The sequence below is a fragment of the Colwellia psychrerythraea genome, assembly GCF_000764225.1.
GTDB classification, from domain to species: Bacteria; Pseudomonadota; Gammaproteobacteria; order Enterobacterales; family Alteromonadaceae; genus Colwellia; species Colwellia psychrerythraea_D.
In genome coordinates this window covers 93,392-111,240 of sequence record NZ_JQED01000029.1, presented here as the reverse complement: position 1 = coordinate 111,240, position 17,849 = coordinate 93,392, and the positions used below count along the sequence as shown (strand labels likewise).

Sequence of the window (17,849 nt, the reverse complement as noted above, 5' to 3'; positions counted from 1 at the left end):
ACGCAATGGTTACTGCCGATAGTGGTGGCGATATGATCGCCAACGAAGCGGAAGGTGCGGGGATCGGTGAGCAAAAATCAGGTTTTGCTGCCTCATTAGGTAGTGTTGATATTTTACGCCAAATTACCATAGTTGTTGCGTTGGCTATTTGTTTAGCTATAGCAATATTTGTTATTATGTTGGCTAATGAACCAGAATATCGGGTGCTAGCAAAATTACCAACCAAACAATTAATTACCACTATGGATTTTCTAGATGCCAACCAAGTGGAGTATCAACAAGAAAATAATACTATTTCTGTGCCAGCAGATGAATACCAAAATGTAAAATTATTGTTAGCTCGAGAAGGCTTAACCGAAGAAGCTTCACAAGGTGAAGATATTCTAATGAAAGATATGGGCTTTGGTGTGAGCCAGCGACTAGAGCGAGAAAGATTAAAGTTTGGCAGAGAACAGCAAATATCTAAAACCATTGAACAGTTAAAAAGTATAAGCAGGGCTAAAGTATTACTTGCTATCCCGCGCGAAAATATATTCGCCCGTCGAGAAAAAAATCCATCAGCGACAGTCGTTCTTACTATGCAACGAGGCAAGATTCTTTCGGAAGAAGAAGTCGATGCTGTTGTTGATATTGTGGCCTCAGCAGTACAAGGATTAAGTCCTAATCGTGTTACCGTTACTGATCAAAATGGTCGTTTACTTAACTCAGGCTCACAGGACTCTATTTCATCTCGCTCAAGAAAAGAATTTGAGATTGAACAAAAACGCGAACAAGAGTACATGGATAAGATTGACAGTATCCTTATTCCTGTTGTTGGTTTAGGTAACTATACTGCGCAAGTTGATATCACAATGGACTTCACCAATGTCGAAGAAACACAACGCCGTTATAATTCAGACTTACCGGCACTACGAAGTGAAATGAGCGTTGAAAGTACTAACATTGGTGGTGCACTTGGTGGTATTCCTGGAGCTTTAACAAACCAACCACCCATTGCCTCTGCTATTCCAGAAGATGCAACAGGCGGGCAAAAGAAAAGCATGCCTAGCAGAAAACACTCTGAATCGACTAAGAACTATGAACTTGATGAAGCTATTAGTCATACTAAACAACAAGCTGGCATTGTACGGCGTGTAAGTGTCTCGGTAGCGCTTGATTATGTGGCAGGGACCGCACCTGCACCTGTTGATGGTGCCGCAAATGAGCCAGCAGTAAGTTATGTACCACGCACTGCAGCTGAAACGGCCAGTATTCGTCGACTATTACAAGGTAGTATTGGTTTTGATTTACAACGTGGTGATGTATTAGAAGTCGTCACTATTCCATTTAATCGTCCAGATTATGGCGTAGAAACAGTATTACCTATGTGGCAACAACCTTGGTTTATCAAGGTACTTAAATTAGTTTTGGGTGCTTTGGTTATTATCGTGCTAATTTTAGCGGTTGTTCGTCCGATGTTGAAACGTTTAATTTACCCAGAGCAGACGCCGGATGATTATGGTGATAAATCCCTAGATGGTCATATTGACTTAGGCGATGAAACGATGGATATGCTAACGTCTGATTTTGATGCGGGTGCAGTTGGTTTTGCTGCCGATGGTAGTTTGCAATTACCCGACCTTCATCGAGATGAAGATGTCTTAAAAGCGGTTCGAGCGTTAGTCGCAAATGAGCCAGAACTATCATCGCAAGTAGTTAAAAGTTGGTTGAACGAAGATGAGTGATGAAAATGAAGTCGGTGAATTAGCCGCAGCTCCTGCAGGCTTTGATGTAGAAAAATTAGAAGGCGCTGAAAAAGCAGCAATTTTACTGCTTAGTTTGTCTGAAGAAGATGCCGCGCAAATTCTTAAACACCTAGAACCAAAGCAAGTACAACAAGTGGGTACTGTTATGGCTGCGATGGAGGATTTCACTCAAGAAAAAATCACCGCTGTGCATAAGTTATTTATTCATGAAATCCAAAACTTCTCTACTATTGGTTTCCAAAGTGAAGAATTTGTTCGCAGAGCGCTAACTGCAGCCTTGGGCGAAGATAAAGCAGGTAACTTAATTGATCAAATCGTTATGGGCGGTGGCGCTAAGGGATTAGACTCATTGAAGTGGATGGACTCTAAACAAGTCGCCAATATTATTCGTAATGAGCATCCTCAAATTCAAACAATTGTACTCTCTTATTTAGAACCAGAACAATCTGCTGAGATTATGGGACAGTTTACCGATAAGGTACGCTTAGACTTAATGATGCGTATTGCTAATTTAGAAGAAGTACAACCTGCAGCATTGCAAGAATTGAATGAGATTATGGAGAAACAGTTTGCTGGCCAAGCGGGTGCACAAGCTGCGAAAATGGGTGGATTAAAAGCCGCGGCAGATATTATGAACTATCTGGAAACTAATGTTGAAGGTATGTTGATGGACTCAATTCGTGAAAATGATGAAGAGATGAGTCAGCAAATTCAAGACTTAATGTTTGTCTTTGAAAATCTTGCCGATGTGGATGATAGAGGTATGCAGGCTATCTTACGAGAAGTACAGCAAGAAGCATTGATGAAGGCAATTAAAGGTACAGACGAAGCATTAAAAGACAAGATAATGAGTAACATGTCAAAACGTGCGGCAGAAATGATGGCTGATGATTTAGAGGCTATGGGCCCTGTTCGTATAAGTGAAGTTGAAGCGGCACAAAAAGAAATATTATCCGTTGCTAGACGACTTTCGGATGCTGGTGAGATTATGCTGGGCGGCGGCGGCGGTGGCGATGAGTTCTTATAATTAATTCGTGTGGTATGAAAAGGTATTTTAATGAGTAAATCAACTATTCGTATTATCAAGGCATCTGAAGAAACGACTGATTTGTGGTCTTTGCCTGATGTGCAAAATCAGCCCACAGCTCAAGAGCAAGAAAAAACAAACGCTTTAGGTAAAAAAAGCAACTGGGTATATGAGCCGCCAGAGCCGGAAGAAGTTGAACCACAACCTTTGACAGCACAAGAGATTGAAGAAATTCGACAAGCGGCAAGTGAAGAAGGTTTTAGTCAGGGTAAAGAAGAAGGCTTTGCTAAGGGGTATGAAGAAGGAAAGGCGAAAGGTCTAGAAGAAGGTCAGGCACAAGGTATTGAAGAGGGGCTTGAACAAGGTTTAGCACAAGGCAAAGAACGTATTGATCAGCAAAGTGCTATTTGGCAACATTTAATTGAACAGTTGCATCAACCACTTGCGAGCGTAGAAAAAAATGTAGAAGAGCAGTTACTTAATTTAGTTTTGCAATTAACTGAAGCGGTAGTTTTACACGAAGCAAAAACTAACCCTGACATTTTAATGACTGCGATCACTACCGGCATTAAAAGTTTACCCAGCAGTGATGCTCAAACACAAATATGTTTAAACCCAAGTGATATTAAACTGGTTGAAGCCCAATTTGGTGCTGCACATATACAACAACAGGGCTGGCGTTTATTACCGGCCCCACAGTTTCCCCCTGGTAGTTGCCAAATAGAAAATAGTACTTCAAATATTGATTTACAGATGAAAGCTAGGTTAAAGCAAGTGCTTGAACCTTTTATGCAAGATGCTTTGCATCAACACTCATAATCTCAAGGGACTTTCTGAGTTTTACATTCTTAGCCTCGTACTTTTTAAGGTAATTAAACACCATGGTTGATAGCTCACGCTTATCCGAGCGTTTAAAAAAAAATCAACAATTTATTCATGATTTTAAAGCGCCAGTCGCTGGAAGGTTAGTACGAGTTGTTGGTTTAACTCTTGAAGCCGTTGGCGTAAAAGCACATGTTGGCAGCCAATGCCTTGTTGAAACAGCTCATGGTGATTTATTGGCCGAAGTTGTAGGCTTTGCTCAAGATATTACCTATTTAATGCCCGAAGAAAGCCTTCGCGGTGTTATGCCTGGTGCGCGAGTACTACCTATTTCCAGTAAAGCTAAAGTACCTTTATCAATGGGATTACTTGGCCGTGTTATTAGTGGCGTTGGTAAACCGCTTGATAATAAAGGCCCGATAAAAGCAGATGATGACTATCATCATGATAGTAAACCTATTAACCCATTATCACGACGGGCTATCACTGAAGTGCTTGATGTGGGGGTTCGTTCGATTAATAGTTTTATAAGTATTGGTAAAGGTCAACGTATGGGGCTTTTTGCAGGCTCAGGCGTTGGTAAAAGTGTGTTAATGGGGATGATGACCCGTGGTACAACTGCTGATGTGGTTGTTGTTGGTCTTGTCGGTGAACGTGGCCGAGAAGTAAAAGAGTTTATTGAAGAAATATTAGGTGAAGAAGGGATTAGACGCGCCGTTGTTGTCGCTGCACCAGCCGATAATTCACCTTTAATGCGCCTGAAAGGTTGTGAAACGGCAGTACAGATTAGTGAGTACTTTCGCGACCAAGGTCTAAATGTATTGCTATTGCTTGATTCATTAACCCGCTACGCACAAGCTCAACGAGAAATAGCTTTAGCTGTTGGTGAGCCACCAGCTACAAAAGGGTATCCGCCTTCAGTTTTCTCTAAACTTCCGCAACTTGTTGAACGTGCAGGTAATGGCGGTGAAGGGCAAGGCTCGATCACGGCTTTTTATACGGTATTAACAGAAGGTGATGATTTGCAAGATCCTGTTGCAGATGCCTCCCGCGCTATTTTAGATGGTCATGTTGTTTTATCGAGAGAATTAGCCGATGCAGGGCATTATCCAGCGGTAAACATTGAAGGCTCTATTTCTAGGGTAATGCCAATGGTTACTAGCCCAGATCATCAAGAGTTAGCGAAACAATTAAAACAAATGTATGCCCTTTATCAACAAAATAAAGATCTTATTGCTATTGGTGCTTATACCAAAGGTAATGATCCTCGTATTGATCAAGCTATAAATGTGCTACCGGTCATTAATTTTTTCTTACAACAAAAAATTGATGAAGTTATTCCCTATGATCAAAGTATTGCGCAGCTAAAAGAAATTATTGCCGCAGCACACGCGCATAATAATCAATAAGTTAACATTGAAATATGCACTTTTGAAAAGAAGCATTGAATTTAAACGAGTGATATAAAGAGTTCTCTATATGCCAATGAAGCAACTTGATACCATTTTAAAGTATGAACAAGATAACGAGCAACGCTGCGCTGATCAATTAAAGATAGCTGAAAATGAATATCAACAGAATATTTCTCGTTTACAGGGAGTTGCGGATTACCGGTTAGAATACATGAAGCGTTTAAGTCAAAGAGCACAAGAGGGTTTAGATAGTGCGACATATAGCCATTACCATGCCTTTATCGCCAAACTTGATACCGCGTCGGAACAAGTTGAAATAGCGACACGACAAGCCAAAGCACTGGTAGAACAGAGTAAGAGTATTTGGTTAAAGCAAAGACAAAAAGTAAAGGCAGTTGAACTATTACGAGATAAACGTTTGGCAAAAATTGCTGTCGCTGCAGACAAAACCGAACAAAAAATGTTTGATGAAATAGCCATACAGCAATATATTCGACGACCAACTCGCTAATCTTCCATAAATTGAGTTATCTACAGGCATTTGATAAGAAAGTGGAATGGTTTTTGCTCTATTTTCTATAGTTAAAAAGAATGCTTGAGAGTTTTAATATTCGCCGTACCCATGGTATGCGGTGTTAATTTTCGGATTTAATTGATTTAAGTTACTGAGATTATTATGCAAAAAGTGAATGCTTTACCTATTTTTTTATCACAAGAGACTGATTTAAAAGCTAAAGATTCATCAAGTTCTTCTGAGAGTAGTAATAAAGAAACTGACTTTTCTAGTTTAGTTGAGCAACACTTTCCTGAAGAAAATAAAGCGATTAATGAAACAAAGTCGACAGTAACAGAGAAAACTGTAGCGGCAACTCAGGCTAATACTATTGCCGCTCAAGAACAAAGTGATGTGATCGAGGTTAATAATCGCCAAGAAAGTGACGTTGAACAGTCACCCGATGTAAACCTTGCCTACGAAGACACTGCATTAGATGGAAAGCAGAGAAAAGAAAGTGATATAGATACGACTTCGACATTAAAAAATGGATCTTTAGCTGAATCTGAGCAGTTTATTTCATTACTTTATAACAGCGACCAAACCTTAGCTAAATCTGAGGCGATTCGTGAAGATGTATCGAGTAATGCTGCTGTTAATAATACTGAGATACCTGTTAAAAATAAACTGGTTGATGATCAGGCCAGTAGCCGAACCGTTGCAGGGGAAAATTTTGAAGATGATAACGTAGCTCTGCCAACTGAACATAAGTTAAGTGCATTTTCAAAAGAGGAGCTTTTGGCTCGGACGCAGATCAAAAGTAATAATGCAGTGGCAACGCAATCAAATGACCAAATATTAAAAGATTATCAATTGTTGTTACAAGCACAGCAAAACACGACTAAGAGTCAAAGCATTACGAGCGAACAGTTAGTTAATGCTCAACTAGTTACAGCTCAAGCAAAAAACAAAATAACTGACTTGGCAGCGGGAGCGGCACAGGCCAATAAAAGCCAACTGTCAGAGCAAGGTGATGCAGAGCTATATCCATTGTCTGCTGAAGCTAACATTGAGGGAGAATTAATAGCTGAAGACCTTTCGCTCTCGACTAATAAACCTGTTAGTAAAGCCGAATTAACTCAAGATAAAAACAAAGTGAGTCAAGCCGTTCAGTTTAAAGGTGATATACCAGTTGAATTAGCAGAAAGTACAGATAATGTTGCTGATGAATCGACGGTAAGCACTGTTATTAACTCAGAATCACCCTTAAAAGAAAATTTGAATAATAGTGAGACTGCAACCACCCCATTAAGCAAGGTCAATGCTGATAGAATAGATGTAGAGCGCGCATTAAACGCAAATGCAGTATTGATTGAGCCTAGTCTGAAAAATCAGTCAGCAGCGCTTAAAGAAAAACAACCTGAGATGACCACAGCTCAAATACAAGCGTTACAACAAGCTCAAGTACAAAAAAAAGTAGAGGCAGCGAGCAGTGAACAGCAAGTTGTAGATAAAGCAGGTGAGGAAGCTATTGACTCAGCTATTTTTGCTGAGAGTCAGTCCTCAGAGCCGAGTGTAAAAACCACAGGTAAGGTAATTGATAATATTACCATGCGTACAGCTGCAGACCTACAAGCTCAAACAGTAAAAGCAACTCAAGCAAAACAAAGTAATGCTGCCTATTTTGAACATCAAGTCTCTGAAGTATTAAATCATAATGTCGCCAGTGATACTGTACAAATACAGAAAAATAATATCCAGCTTCAGCAAGAAACAATTTCAATTTTTAGAAAAGACTTTGCTGATGCGGTAAAAGATAAAGTAATGCTAACCATTAATCAAAAGATGCAGCAATTTGATATAACGTTAGATCCGCCAGAGTTTGGTAATATGCAAGTACGTGTCAACATGCAAGGCGAGCAAGCCTCCGTTAATTTTGTGGTACAAAATCAGCAAGCAAAAGATGCTTTAGAACAAAATATGCATAAATTAAAAGATATGCTGTCGGAGCAAGGTGTTGATGTCGGTGGAGCTAATGTTGAACAACAAGATCAGCAACAGAGTGCAAATGAACAGAGCTTAGAAAGAAATAATAACAACGGCTCTCTGCTTGCCAATGACGCTAACAATGACGAGGACAAGGTAGAGCATGTTTTATCAGCACAATTGTTCGATTCTTCTGCAACTGGCGTAGATTACTATGCTTAATTGATGAAAACACATTGGCTCAAAGACTATTCAAGGATATAGTCTATTCATAAACACTATGTCATTAATTAGTCACTTATTCTTATCACTATTTGTGACTGTATAATTTAAAGGGTTCTCATGGCAGATGATAAAGATACTGGTAAAGAAGGCGAATTAGAGCTAGATAATTCAGGTAAAAAGAAAAAGATGATGATCATCATTATCGCTGTTGTTATTTTACTCGGTGGCGGTGCAGGTGCTTATTTTTTCTTAATGGGTGGTGGCGATGATAGTGCCAGTCAAGCAGAATTGGATGCTGCATTAGATAGTAATTCTGGTGAGGTAGCTAAAGTTGATTCGGGGGCACAGTTAGGATCTGCTCTGTATGTACCTATGCCAAGACCTTTTCGGTTTAATGTCCCCGGAGCTGCTAGAGATCGTTTTGTCGAAATTCGGGCGCAACTACTCGTTCGCGGTGGTGACAACGAAGAGAATGCAAAGATGCATATTCCACTAATAGAAAGTACTTTGTTAGGTGTGTTCTCACAAGCTAATGCCGATGATCTGGCTACTAGTGCTGGAAAAGTTGCGTTAAAGCAGCAATCGTTGGCAGCAGTGCAAAAAATCATGACAGATGTAGAAGGTGATAAAACCGTTGAAAAAGTACTTTTCACAGGTTTTGTTATGCAATAATTAGTTAAGTTTACCGGCCGAAGCGCCCATTGTTTTAGTTAACATTAAGCAAAGTAAATAAGAAGAGACTATCGAGTGAGTGATTTATTATCCCAAGACGAAATTGATGCCCTTTTACATGGTGTTGATGATGTTGAAGAAGAAGAAATAGTTGAGGATGTCGTACAATCGCGCGATGGCACCTCTGATTATGATTTTTCTTCACAAGATAGGATTGTGCGCGGCCGTATGCCGACGCTGGAAATGGTTAATGAACGTTTTGCTCGTCATATGAGGATTAGCTTATTTAATATGATGCGCAGAACCGCAGAAGTTTCTATTAATGGTATCCAAATGATAAAGTTTGGTGAGTATATACATACTCTATTTGTACCGACTAGCTTGAATATGGTGCGATTTCGTCCTTTAAAAGGGACAGCATTAATTACTATGGAAGCACGTTTGGTGTTTATTTTAGTAGATAACTTCTTTGGAGGTGATGGTCGTTATCACGCTAAAATAGAAGGTCGTGAGTTTACACCAACAGAGCGTCGTATTATTCAGATGCTATTAAAGCTTGTTTTCGAAGATTATAAAGAAGCGTGGTCACCAGTGATGGATGTTTCTTTTGAATACTTAGACTCAGAAGTTAACCCTTCAATGGCAAATATTGTTAGTCCCACGGAAGTTGTGGTTATTAGCTCCTTTCATATTGAATTAGATGGTGGCGGCGGGGATTTCCACATAGCCTTACCATACTCTATGCTCGAACCTATTCGTGAGTTGTTAGATGCTGGTGTGCAAAGTGATAAAGAAGACACCGATATGCGTTGGTCGAAAGCGTTACGTGATGAAATTATGGATGTCCCTGTTAACATAAATACTAAGTTTATTGAGGTAGATATCTCCTTAAGTCAAGTGATGGAGTTACAGGCGGGAGATATTATACCGATTGAAATGCCTGATAATATTACTGTGCTAATTGAAGACTTACCAACTTTTAGAGCTAAGTTGGGCCGTAGTCGAGATAATGTAGCATTAAAAATCGAATCGAAAATTAGGCGACCAGAGTCAGCTAAATCTGAACTTACTATTTTAACCAAAGGTGGTAAACGCCTTGATAGTGATGCAGAACTTCACCTGTTAGAAGATGACTTGTAATACCCGTTCCACTTGAAGATGCATGATTCAGCTGGAATTAGAAACGCCTTTAGGCAATGCATTGATTGAAGAGAATAGTTATTCTATTGTCGAAATCAATAACGCAGTATAAAGCGTTTCTAAACCTGCCCCTTGGGGACGGCTGAGCAAATCATACTCAGCGTTGCATTTCTTTTTAAGGGAATAACCCTTAATAAGAAAATGCGCCTTGATTATGTATCGCTCAGACTTCCTGAAATGAGCATCTTCAAGTGGAGCGGGTATAAGTTGATCTATTTGAACAAAATTATAAATTGAGGCCAGTGGTATGAGTAACGATAAAGATGAAGACCTAAGTATGTGGGATGAGGCATTAGATGAGCAAGCGGAAGCAAGTGCTGCTAAAACTGTAGACCTCGAAGAATTAACCCCAGATGACAACCCAATTACTGGTGATGAAAAAAGAAAGCTCGATGCTATTTTAGATATCCCTGTGACTATTTCAATGGAAGTAGGTCGAAGTAATATTAGTATCAGAAACTTATTACAGTTAAACCAAGGCTCGGTTGTTGAACTAGATAGAGTCGCAGGCGAGTCACTTGATGTATTAGTTAACGGTACGCTAATTGCCCATGGTGAAGTCGTGGTTGTTAATGATAAGTTTGGTATTCGTTTAACGGATGTTGTTAGTCAAGTTGAACGTATTAAGAAGTTAAAATAAAGCAATTTATTGAAGATGAAGTAAATAGAGATATAAAATCAACATGATAATAAAAACACTACGCATATTACTGACTTTTAGTTGTTGTTTACTATCTACAATGGTTTTAGCACAAGAAAATAGTTCTCAGAGCACGTTAATTAAGCCTGCTGTTAGTGAAAATGTCGTCATTGAGCAAGTGATATCTCAGCAAAATAGCATTCCAATCCAGCAAGGATTAACTCAACAAGTCTCTAGTTCACAAGAACTCAATAACGACAACCCCGAAGTCGGTAGGCGTGTAATGGAAAATATGGATGCTGGTAGCATGATACTTTCTTTGTTAATGGTGTTAGCATTAATAGTCATTTGTGCTTTTGTGCTTAAACGTTTTAACTTGACACAACAAGGTGTTAGCCAGTTAAAGTTGGTGACGAGTTTATCCTTAGGAGCGAAAGAACGTGTGGTTGTGATTCAAGCGGGGGAGCAACAATTGCTCTTAGGTGTTACCGCGCAACAAGTGACTTTAATTGAACGACTAGAAGCGCCATTAGCGACACAAACGATGAAAGCAACTGAGTTACCAAAAAGCATGATGTCTTTTCTCTCGGCAAAAAAGTCGTAGTGTAAAAAGCATATTCTTTAATAAAAATTTCAATACCATTATTTAAAAATCAGGTTTTTTAGGGATTAACAACAAACCATGAAAAGAATTTCGTTATTCACTATTATTGCACTTACTTTAGTTAGTTTGAGTTTTGGTGCGTTTGCTGAGGATTTATCTCTCTCTGCATTAAAGCTCACAACAAACCCTGATGGTTCACAGGAATACTCGGTAAATTTACAGATTTTAATTTTTATGACAGCGCTGAGTTTTATCCCAGCGGCTGTTATTATGATGACTTCGTTTACCCGTATTGTTGTGGTGATGGCAATCTTACGACAAGCCTTTGGTCTGCAACAAACCCCATCTAACCAAGTAATTATTGGTTTAACCCTCTTTATGACTCTCTTTATTATGACGCCTGTTTATAATCAAATAGATAGAACAGCTATTCAACCTTATTTATCTGAAACATTAACTTCTACTGAAGCGATAAACTTGGGTAAAGTACCTTTACGGGCTTTCATGCTTGAGCAGACAAGGGTTAAAGATCTTGATACTTTAGCAGCAATGGCTGGTATTGATACTGTCGATAAACCTACTGATTTGCCCATGACAGTTATTATTCCTGCCTTTATTATTAGTGAACTAAAAACTGCCTTTCAAATTGGTTTTATCCTCTTTATCCCTTTTTTGATCATAGATTTGGTCGTTGCTAGTATTTTAATGGCGATGGGTATGATGATGCTTTCACCAATGATTGTGTCTTTGCCCTTTAAATTGATGTTATTTGTTTTGGTTGATGGTTGGAATTTAGTTATTGGCACTATCGCTACTAGCTACGGAATGGGTAATTAACAAGTAATTACCGCGGTTTTATTTGATGAAGTACAAAACGAATTAAGTAAAAGAGAGTAAGTTATGGGACCAGAAATCTATGTAGATATGCTAGGCGATGCATTATTACTTGTGATCATTCTAGTATGCGCTATTATCCTGCCGAGTTTAGCCGTAGGTTTAATGGTGGCTGTTTTTCAAGCAGCAACATCTATTAACGAACAAACCTTGAGTTTCTTGCCAAGGCTAATTGTTACCTTGCTTGCATTAATTATTGGCGGGCATTGGTTAGTACAAAAAGTGATGGATTATACTATCCGGCTAATTGCTAGTATTCCCAGTGTGATTGTTTAGTTATGTGCATAGGCACCTTAATGACTAGAGCTGTTTGATGGAATTTACTGAGTCAGTTATTAATCAGTATATGGCAGATTTTATTCTGCCTTTTAGTCGTGTTTCGGCGTTGATTATGACAATGATAGGTTTTAGTTCAAAAACCATTCCAGGACGAGTAAAAGTCTTTTTATGTATCAGTGTTACGGTTGCTGTGATGCCAGCAATTCCCCCCGCTAGTGTAACGAATCTAATGTCCCTCAATACCGCTATTTTATTGGGACAACAAATGATAATTGGTGTGATGCTCGGTTTTGTTACTATTATGGTAGTAAATACATTTACGCTGGCCGGGCAAATTATTGCAATGCAATCGGGGCTTGGTTTTGCTTCGTTAGTTGATCCTGCAAGTGGTATGAATGTCCCAGCCATTGGACAATTTTTTCTCATCTTATCTTCATTACTCTTTTGGGTAATGGATGGCCACCTTGCCTATTTGCAGTTTGTTGTTGCCAGCTTTGATACTTTACCCATTCCGACAGAGCATTTATCGAGCATTAAGTATCGCGAGGTTGTTGAATGGGGCAGTTGGATGTTTGCGACCGCATTATCACTTTCATTAGCACCAATCACTGCCATGCTATTAATCAATTTTTCATTTGGTATCATGACAAGAGCCGCCCCTCAACTTAATATTTTTGCTATTGGTTTCCCTATTACCATGATGGCTGGTTTACTTATTATGTGGCTGACCTTTGGTAATTTTTTTACTCACTTTGAATTACAGTGGCAACGTGCACTTGATTTCAGTTGTTATCTTATTGATTGTAAGGCAACGTAAATGGCTGATTCTGATAGCGGTGAAAAAACTGAAGAACCCACGGCAAAAAAGCTAACTGATGCTCGTAAGAAAGGCCAAATTGCTCGCTCTAAAGATCTAGGCACTTTTTTTGTCCTAGTAGGAAGTGCGTGCGCCATGCTGTTGATGGGAAAAGCGTTAGCTAACTCTATGGCTAATATGATGAGTCACCTTTTTAGTTTGAGTCGTGAAGAAGCAATGGATGTTAATGCGTTGTTTAAAGTTATCAATGATGGTGTTTTCCAAGTTATACCCCCATTACTTTGGATTTTTTTAATCGTCATGCTTGCGGCGTTTGTTGGTAATACACTGCTTGGGGGAATGAGCTTTTCTGGTGATGCTATGATGCCCAAAGCGAGTAAATTATCGCCGATATCAGGCTTTAAACGTATGTTTGGCGTACAAGCAGCAGTAGAACTTATTAAATCAATCTTAAAATTCTTTGTTGTTTTTGTTGTCGCTTTTTTACTGCTTAGTGGCTTGTTCGAAGAAATTCTAGGTTTAAGTCGTGAAACTATTCCTACTAATTTTGAACATGCCATCACTATGCTGCAGTGGATGTTTTTGGTGCTAGCTTTATCAATTGGAATTATTGTAATTATTGATGCACCGTACCAAGTTTGGAATCACAACCGGCAGTTAAAGATGACCAAACAAGAAATTAAGGATGAACACAAGGGGACTGAAGGGAGTCCCGAAATTAAAGGTCGAATTCGCCGAACTCAATATGAAATGTCACAACGACGCATGATGCAGGACGTACCTGAGTCTGATGTGGTTATTACTAACCCAACCCATTTCTCTATCGCGCTTAAATATGATGCTGATGCCGGTGGCGCGCCAGTGCTGTCTGCAAAAGGTGTTGATGAAATGGCTTTACATATTCGTACCATTGCTAAAGAGCATCAAATCGAAATCATTCAATCACCAGCTTTAGCACGCTCACTTTATTATACAGCTGAAGTGGGCGATGATATTCCTGAGGAATTGTTTGCTGCGGTTGCGCAAGTGTTAGCCTTTATTTTTCAACTTAACGAACATAAAAAGGGTAAAGCTAAAAAGCCTACACCAATTGCTAAAGAACTGCCGATACCTGATGAATTTAGGTATTAGCTGATAGAATTTAAGTATTCTCTACTCACTAATGTTAAACTCTTTTTTCAACTACCTGATGATTCCTAAAGTATCATCGGAAATAATTATTGCCGTCATATTTTGGTATGAGAATTGCTAAATCAAGACAACTGTCAAAAAAATATCATGAAGTATAAATGCAACTAGCCGCCTATTTTAATCAGTTTGATAAATCTAAATTAAGTCACTTAACTGGCTTAGGGACACCCTTATTGGTCATGGCAGCACTAGGTATGATCATTTTACCTATGCCTGCTTGGTTATTAGATATTTTATTCTCTTTTAACATCGCACTTGCTCTCGTTGTTCTTTTGATTACCGTATACACCCTAAAGCCACTTGAATTTGGCTCTTTCCCTGCCGTTTTGTTGGTTGCTACTATTTTGAGATTGGCACTAAATGTCGCGAGTACTCGGGTGGTTTTACTTGAAGGCCATGAGGGGCCTGAAGCAGCCGGGCAGGTCATCGAAGCATTTGGATCCGTTGTTATTGGTGGTAATTATGCCGTTGGTTTAGTTGTTTTCCTTATTTTGATCATTATTAACTTCGTTGTTGTGACAAAAGGTGCCGGACGTATAGCTGAAGTAACAGCTCGTTTTACTTTGGATGCAATGCCAGGAAAACAAATGGCAATTGATGCTGATTTAAATGCTGGCTTTATTACACAAGAACAAGCTAAAGAGCGAAGAACGGAAGTCACGAGCGAAGCTGACTTTTATGGCTCCATGGATGGTGCGAGTAAATTTGTAAAAGGCGATGCAATTGCTGGGATATTAATTTTATTTATTAATATTATTGGCGGCTTAATTATTGGTATGGTCCAGCATGATTTATCCTTTGATCGCGCAGTAGAAATATATACCCTACTGACGATTGGTGATGGTTTAGTTGCACAAATCCCTGGCTTATTATTATCAATTGGTACTGCAATCGTTGTAACGCGTCAGAATACTGCGCAAGACATGGGGGAGCAGGTCAGCAGCCAGCTCGGTCAAGAAAAATCGCTATATATTGCGGCGGCTGTGATGTTTGTCATGGGCGTTATCCCTGGTATGCCTCATTTTGTCTTTTTGTTATTTTCAGCAGTAATTGCAGCCGCAGCCTTTTTTGGTGCTAGAAATAAAATCAAGCAAAAGGTTGAACTCGAAAAAATTGCACAAGATGAGCAAGTTCAGCACCAGCAAAAAGAAGAGGAAGTGAAGGAACTGGATTGGGATGATGTTAATCACGTTGATGTTATTGGTTTAGAGATTGGTTACCGATTAATTCCATTAGTAGATAAAGCGCAGGGCGGAGAACTACTCAGCCGAATCAAGGGCGTGCGTAAAAAACTTTCACAAGAGTTTGGTTTCTTGGTACCAGCAGTGCATATTCGCGATAATTTAGACTTAGATCCCAACAGTTACCAAATCTCATTAATGGGTGTTGTGGTAGGCACAGCACAAATTCGACATGATCAAGAGCTTGCTATCAACCCTGGACAAGTGTTTGGTCAATTAGAAGGGGTAGCAACTAAAGACCCTGCTTTTGGTCTTGATGCTACTTGGATTAATCAAAGTCAACGCGAGCAAGCACAAACCCTTGGTTATACAGTAGTTGACTCGGCAACGGTATTAGCAACTCATTTAAGTCAAATATTAACAAATAATGCTGCGCAGTTATTAGGTCACGAAGAAGTTCAGAATTTATTAGATTTACTGGCCAAAAACTATCCTAAGTTAGTTGAGGGCTTTGTTCCTGATACTTTATCTTTAGGAACCGTTGTTAAAGTATTACAAAGTTTGATGAATGAGGGGGTCGCGGTGCGGGATATGCGATCTATCGTACAAACTTTGGTAGAATATGGACCAAAGAGCCAAGATCCGGAAGTATTAACTGCTGCAGTACGAATTAGTCTACGTAAGTTTATTGTGCAAGACCTTGTCGGAAGTGCGCAAGAAGTACCCGTCATAACTTTGGCTCCTGAATTGGAACAGATGTTGCATCAGTCTATGCAAATGGCAGGTGATGATGGTGCTGGTATTGAACCCGGCTTAGCTGAACGCTTACAACAATCATTGACTGATGGGGCAAATCAGCAAGAAATGGCTGGAGATACTCCCATATTATTAACGTCAGGAATTTTACGTCATGTTTTGGCTAAGTTTGTTAAATATACAATTCCAAGTTTACGTGTGATTTCATATCAGGAAATACCTGATGATAAACAAATTAAAATAGTTAGTGCCATTGGGCAGTAACAATCTGTTAAACGAATGCAATGCATCGTTGTAACGTAGAGTTAAAAAGAGGTTGGATATGAAAATTAGACGTTTTGTTGCCAAAGATATGCGCACTGCTTTAGCGCAGATAAAAGAAGAGCTTGGCGTTGATGCGGTGATTATGTCCAACAAAAAAATTCCTGAAGGTGTGGAATTAATGGCTGCTGTTGATTATAACCAGGCAGTACCACCGGCACATTTTTCAGAAGAAAACCCTCCTCAAACTCATGCGCAACAAGATTTGCCAAGTGCTAGAGAGATAAGCAATGATGTAGTGAATCTTGGGCAACAAGCGCCGGTAAATCATAATGCCATGACAACTAACAATGAAAGTACGGGTGAGCATGCTCCTGCAGATAGTTTATCAGCCTTGCTTAACCGACAAGTACAACAGCCAGCCCCTCAACAGTTGTCTTCGCAACAAGAGTCTACTCATTTAGGCGAAGAAAGTATTGAGCAACAATTAAAGAATTTTACCGACCGTCTTAGTCACTCAACTCCTGAGGCAATGGCGAATACATTGCCACAAGTAGCAAAACCAGCAGCTGAGCAATTTCATAGTGACCAAATCACTGCTAATGTATCTAACAATATGTCATCTTCCAGCCCTTTAGCCGTTGGAGTAAATGATGATGCACAAGTCTCAACACAAGACTTTGCTAAAATGCAGCAAGAAATGGCTTCTATTCGCTCTTTGTTAGAGCACCAAGTATCTGGCTTAATGTGGCAAGATATGGCGCAAAAAGATCCTCAACGAGCAGTATTAGTAAATCGATTACTTGCGCTTGGGTTAAATGAACAAATTGCCGACCAAATTGCTGGTTATGTTCCCGAGCAAGCACATGAGAAAGAAGCTTGGCTACAAGCAACACAACTTATTTCTCAACAAATTAATACGACGCAGAATGATATAATCAATCGTGGTGGAGTGGTTGCTTTAGTTGGACCTACGGGGGTAGGAAAAACAACAACAATTGCTAAACTTGCAGCTGGTTTCTCACAAGTGCATGGAAGCGATCAAGTTGCACTTATCTCAACTGATACATTCCGTATTGCTGGATTTGAGCAATTAGCAACCTATGGAAAGATAATTGGTTGTCAAGTAAGCCTTGCAAAAGACAGTCAAGCATTAGATGTTCTTCTACAGCAATATTCAAAAAAGAAATTAATCTTAATTGATACTGCGGGCATGGGGCAACGAGATATGCGTTTAGCAGAGCAATTAACCGCGTTAGTATCAAATGCTCGAGTAAGAATTAGAAATTATTTAGTGTTAGCGGCAAATGCCCAACAAGGGGTCATGCAAGAAAATGTAGATCGCTTTAAAAAAGTACCATTATCGGGTTGTATTTATACTAAACTTGACGAAAGTATCAGTATTGGTGAAATAATTACAACTTCGATTCAAAATGGTTTACCAATAGGTTATCTTACTGATGGACAAAGAGTTCCAGAAGATATTAAAGTTGCAAATGCTGAGAAATTAGTTACCCTTGCTGATAAGATGGCAACTAAGTCAGTAAATAATAATGTCACTGTATTGAGGCCAATGCCTGTTGTGCCCGCTGCAACGATATAAGATGCATGTTAACAACGCAGTACATATAATTAGAAGTAATA

Annotated in this window: 16 protein-coding genes; all 16 read left to right on the top strand. The window is 39.4% G+C overall.

All coding sequences use genetic code 11. From position 1 onward, the window contains the following. Window positions 1-32: 32 nt before the first annotated feature. The 16 genes from fliF to flhF all read left to right on the top strand — a co-directional run bounded on the left by fliF (window position 33) and on the right by flhF (window position 17,808). Complete coding sequence (fliF, locus tag ND2E_RS10215) at window positions 33-1,724, top strand: flagellar basal-body MS-ring/collar protein FliF (protein WP_190277832.1); 1,692 nt, start codon at window positions 33-35, stop codon at window positions 1,722-1,724. Continuing rightward, window positions 1,717-2,772 (top strand): flagellar motor switch protein FliG, encoded by a 1,056-nt coding sequence (gene fliG / locus ND2E_RS10220; protein WP_033094010.1) that lies wholly within the window; start codon window positions 1,717-1,719, stop codon window positions 2,770-2,772. The genes fliF and fliG overlap by 8 nt, the downstream gene beginning before the upstream one ends. Before the next feature lie 30 nt (window positions 2,773-2,802). After that, on the top strand, window positions 2,803-3,591 hold the full coding sequence (fliH, locus tag ND2E_RS10225) for a flagellar assembly protein FliH (protein WP_033094009.1): 789 nt from the start codon (window positions 2,803-2,805) through the stop codon (window positions 3,589-3,591). Window positions 3,592-3,653: 62 nt separating this feature from the next. Continuing rightward, complete coding sequence (fliI, locus tag ND2E_RS10230) at window positions 3,654-5,003, top strand: flagellar protein export ATPase FliI (RefSeq protein WP_033094008.1); 1,350 nt, start codon at window positions 3,654-3,656, stop codon at window positions 5,001-5,003. A 70-nt stretch (window positions 5,004-5,073) separates the two neighbouring features. Continuing rightward, the gene (fliJ, locus tag ND2E_RS10235; RefSeq protein ID WP_033094007.1) at window positions 5,074-5,517 is read left to right on the top strand and encodes a flagellar export protein FliJ; all 444 of its coding nucleotides are present in this window, start codon (window positions 5,074-5,076) and stop codon (window positions 5,515-5,517) included. Window positions 5,518-5,682: 165 nt separating this feature from the next. Further along, window positions 5,683-7,707 carry a flagellar hook-length control protein FliK gene (locus ND2E_RS10240; RefSeq protein WP_033094006.1) on the top strand — a complete coding sequence of 675 codons (2,025 nt, stop codon included), beginning with the start codon at window positions 5,683-5,685 and terminating at the stop codon, window positions 7,705-7,707. Window positions 7,708-7,827: 120 nt separating this feature from the next. Then, window positions 7,828-8,382 (top strand): flagellar basal body-associated protein FliL, encoded by a 555-nt coding sequence (gene fliL / locus ND2E_RS10245; protein ID WP_033094005.1) that lies wholly within the window; start codon window positions 7,828-7,830, stop codon window positions 8,380-8,382. A 75-nt stretch (window positions 8,383-8,457) separates the two neighbouring features. Then, complete coding sequence (fliM, locus tag ND2E_RS10250) at window positions 8,458-9,522, top strand: flagellar motor switch protein FliM (protein ID WP_033094004.1); 1,065 nt, start codon at window positions 8,458-8,460, stop codon at window positions 9,520-9,522. Window positions 9,523-9,829: 307 nt separating this feature from the next. Further along, a complete protein-coding gene (gene fliN / locus ND2E_RS10255; protein ID WP_033094003.1) occupies window positions 9,830-10,222 on the top strand; it encodes a flagellar motor switch protein FliN in 393 nt (130 codons plus the stop codon). A 43-nt stretch (window positions 10,223-10,265) separates the two neighbouring features. Then, a complete protein-coding gene (gene fliO / locus ND2E_RS10260) occupies window positions 10,266-10,826 on the top strand; it encodes a flagellar biosynthetic protein FliO (protein ID WP_033094002.1) in 561 nt (186 codons plus the stop codon). 78 nt (window positions 10,827-10,904) lie between these two features. After that, complete coding sequence (fliP, locus tag ND2E_RS10265) at window positions 10,905-11,663, top strand: flagellar type III secretion system pore protein FliP (RefSeq protein ID WP_033094001.1); 759 nt, start codon at window positions 10,905-10,907, stop codon at window positions 11,661-11,663. Between the two features lie 63 nt (window positions 11,664-11,726). After that, complete coding sequence (gene fliQ, locus ND2E_RS10270) at window positions 11,727-11,996, top strand: flagellar biosynthesis protein FliQ (protein WP_011042349.1); 270 nt, start codon at window positions 11,727-11,729, stop codon at window positions 11,994-11,996. Window positions 11,997-12,033: 37 nt separating this feature from the next. Further along, complete coding sequence (gene fliR / locus ND2E_RS10275) at window positions 12,034-12,816, top strand: flagellar biosynthetic protein FliR (protein WP_033094000.1); 783 nt, start codon at window positions 12,034-12,036, stop codon at window positions 12,814-12,816. Then, window positions 12,817-13,947 carry a flagellar biosynthesis protein FlhB gene (flhB, locus tag ND2E_RS10280; protein WP_033093999.1) on the top strand — a complete coding sequence of 377 codons (1,131 nt, stop codon included), beginning with the start codon at window positions 12,817-12,819 and terminating at the stop codon, window positions 13,945-13,947. A gap of 158 nt (window positions 13,948-14,105) precedes the next feature. Then, the gene (gene flhA, locus ND2E_RS10285; protein ID WP_033093998.1) at window positions 14,106-16,208 is read left to right on the top strand and encodes a flagellar biosynthesis protein FlhA; all 2,103 of its coding nucleotides are present in this window, start codon (window positions 14,106-14,108) and stop codon (window positions 16,206-16,208) included. A 58-nt stretch (window positions 16,209-16,266) separates the two neighbouring features. After that, window positions 16,267-17,808 carry a flagellar biosynthesis protein FlhF gene (flhF, locus tag ND2E_RS10290; RefSeq protein ID WP_033093997.1) on the top strand — a complete coding sequence of 514 codons (1,542 nt, stop codon included), beginning with the start codon at window positions 16,267-16,269 and terminating at the stop codon, window positions 17,806-17,808. Window positions 17,809-17,849: the final 41 nt, after the last annotated feature.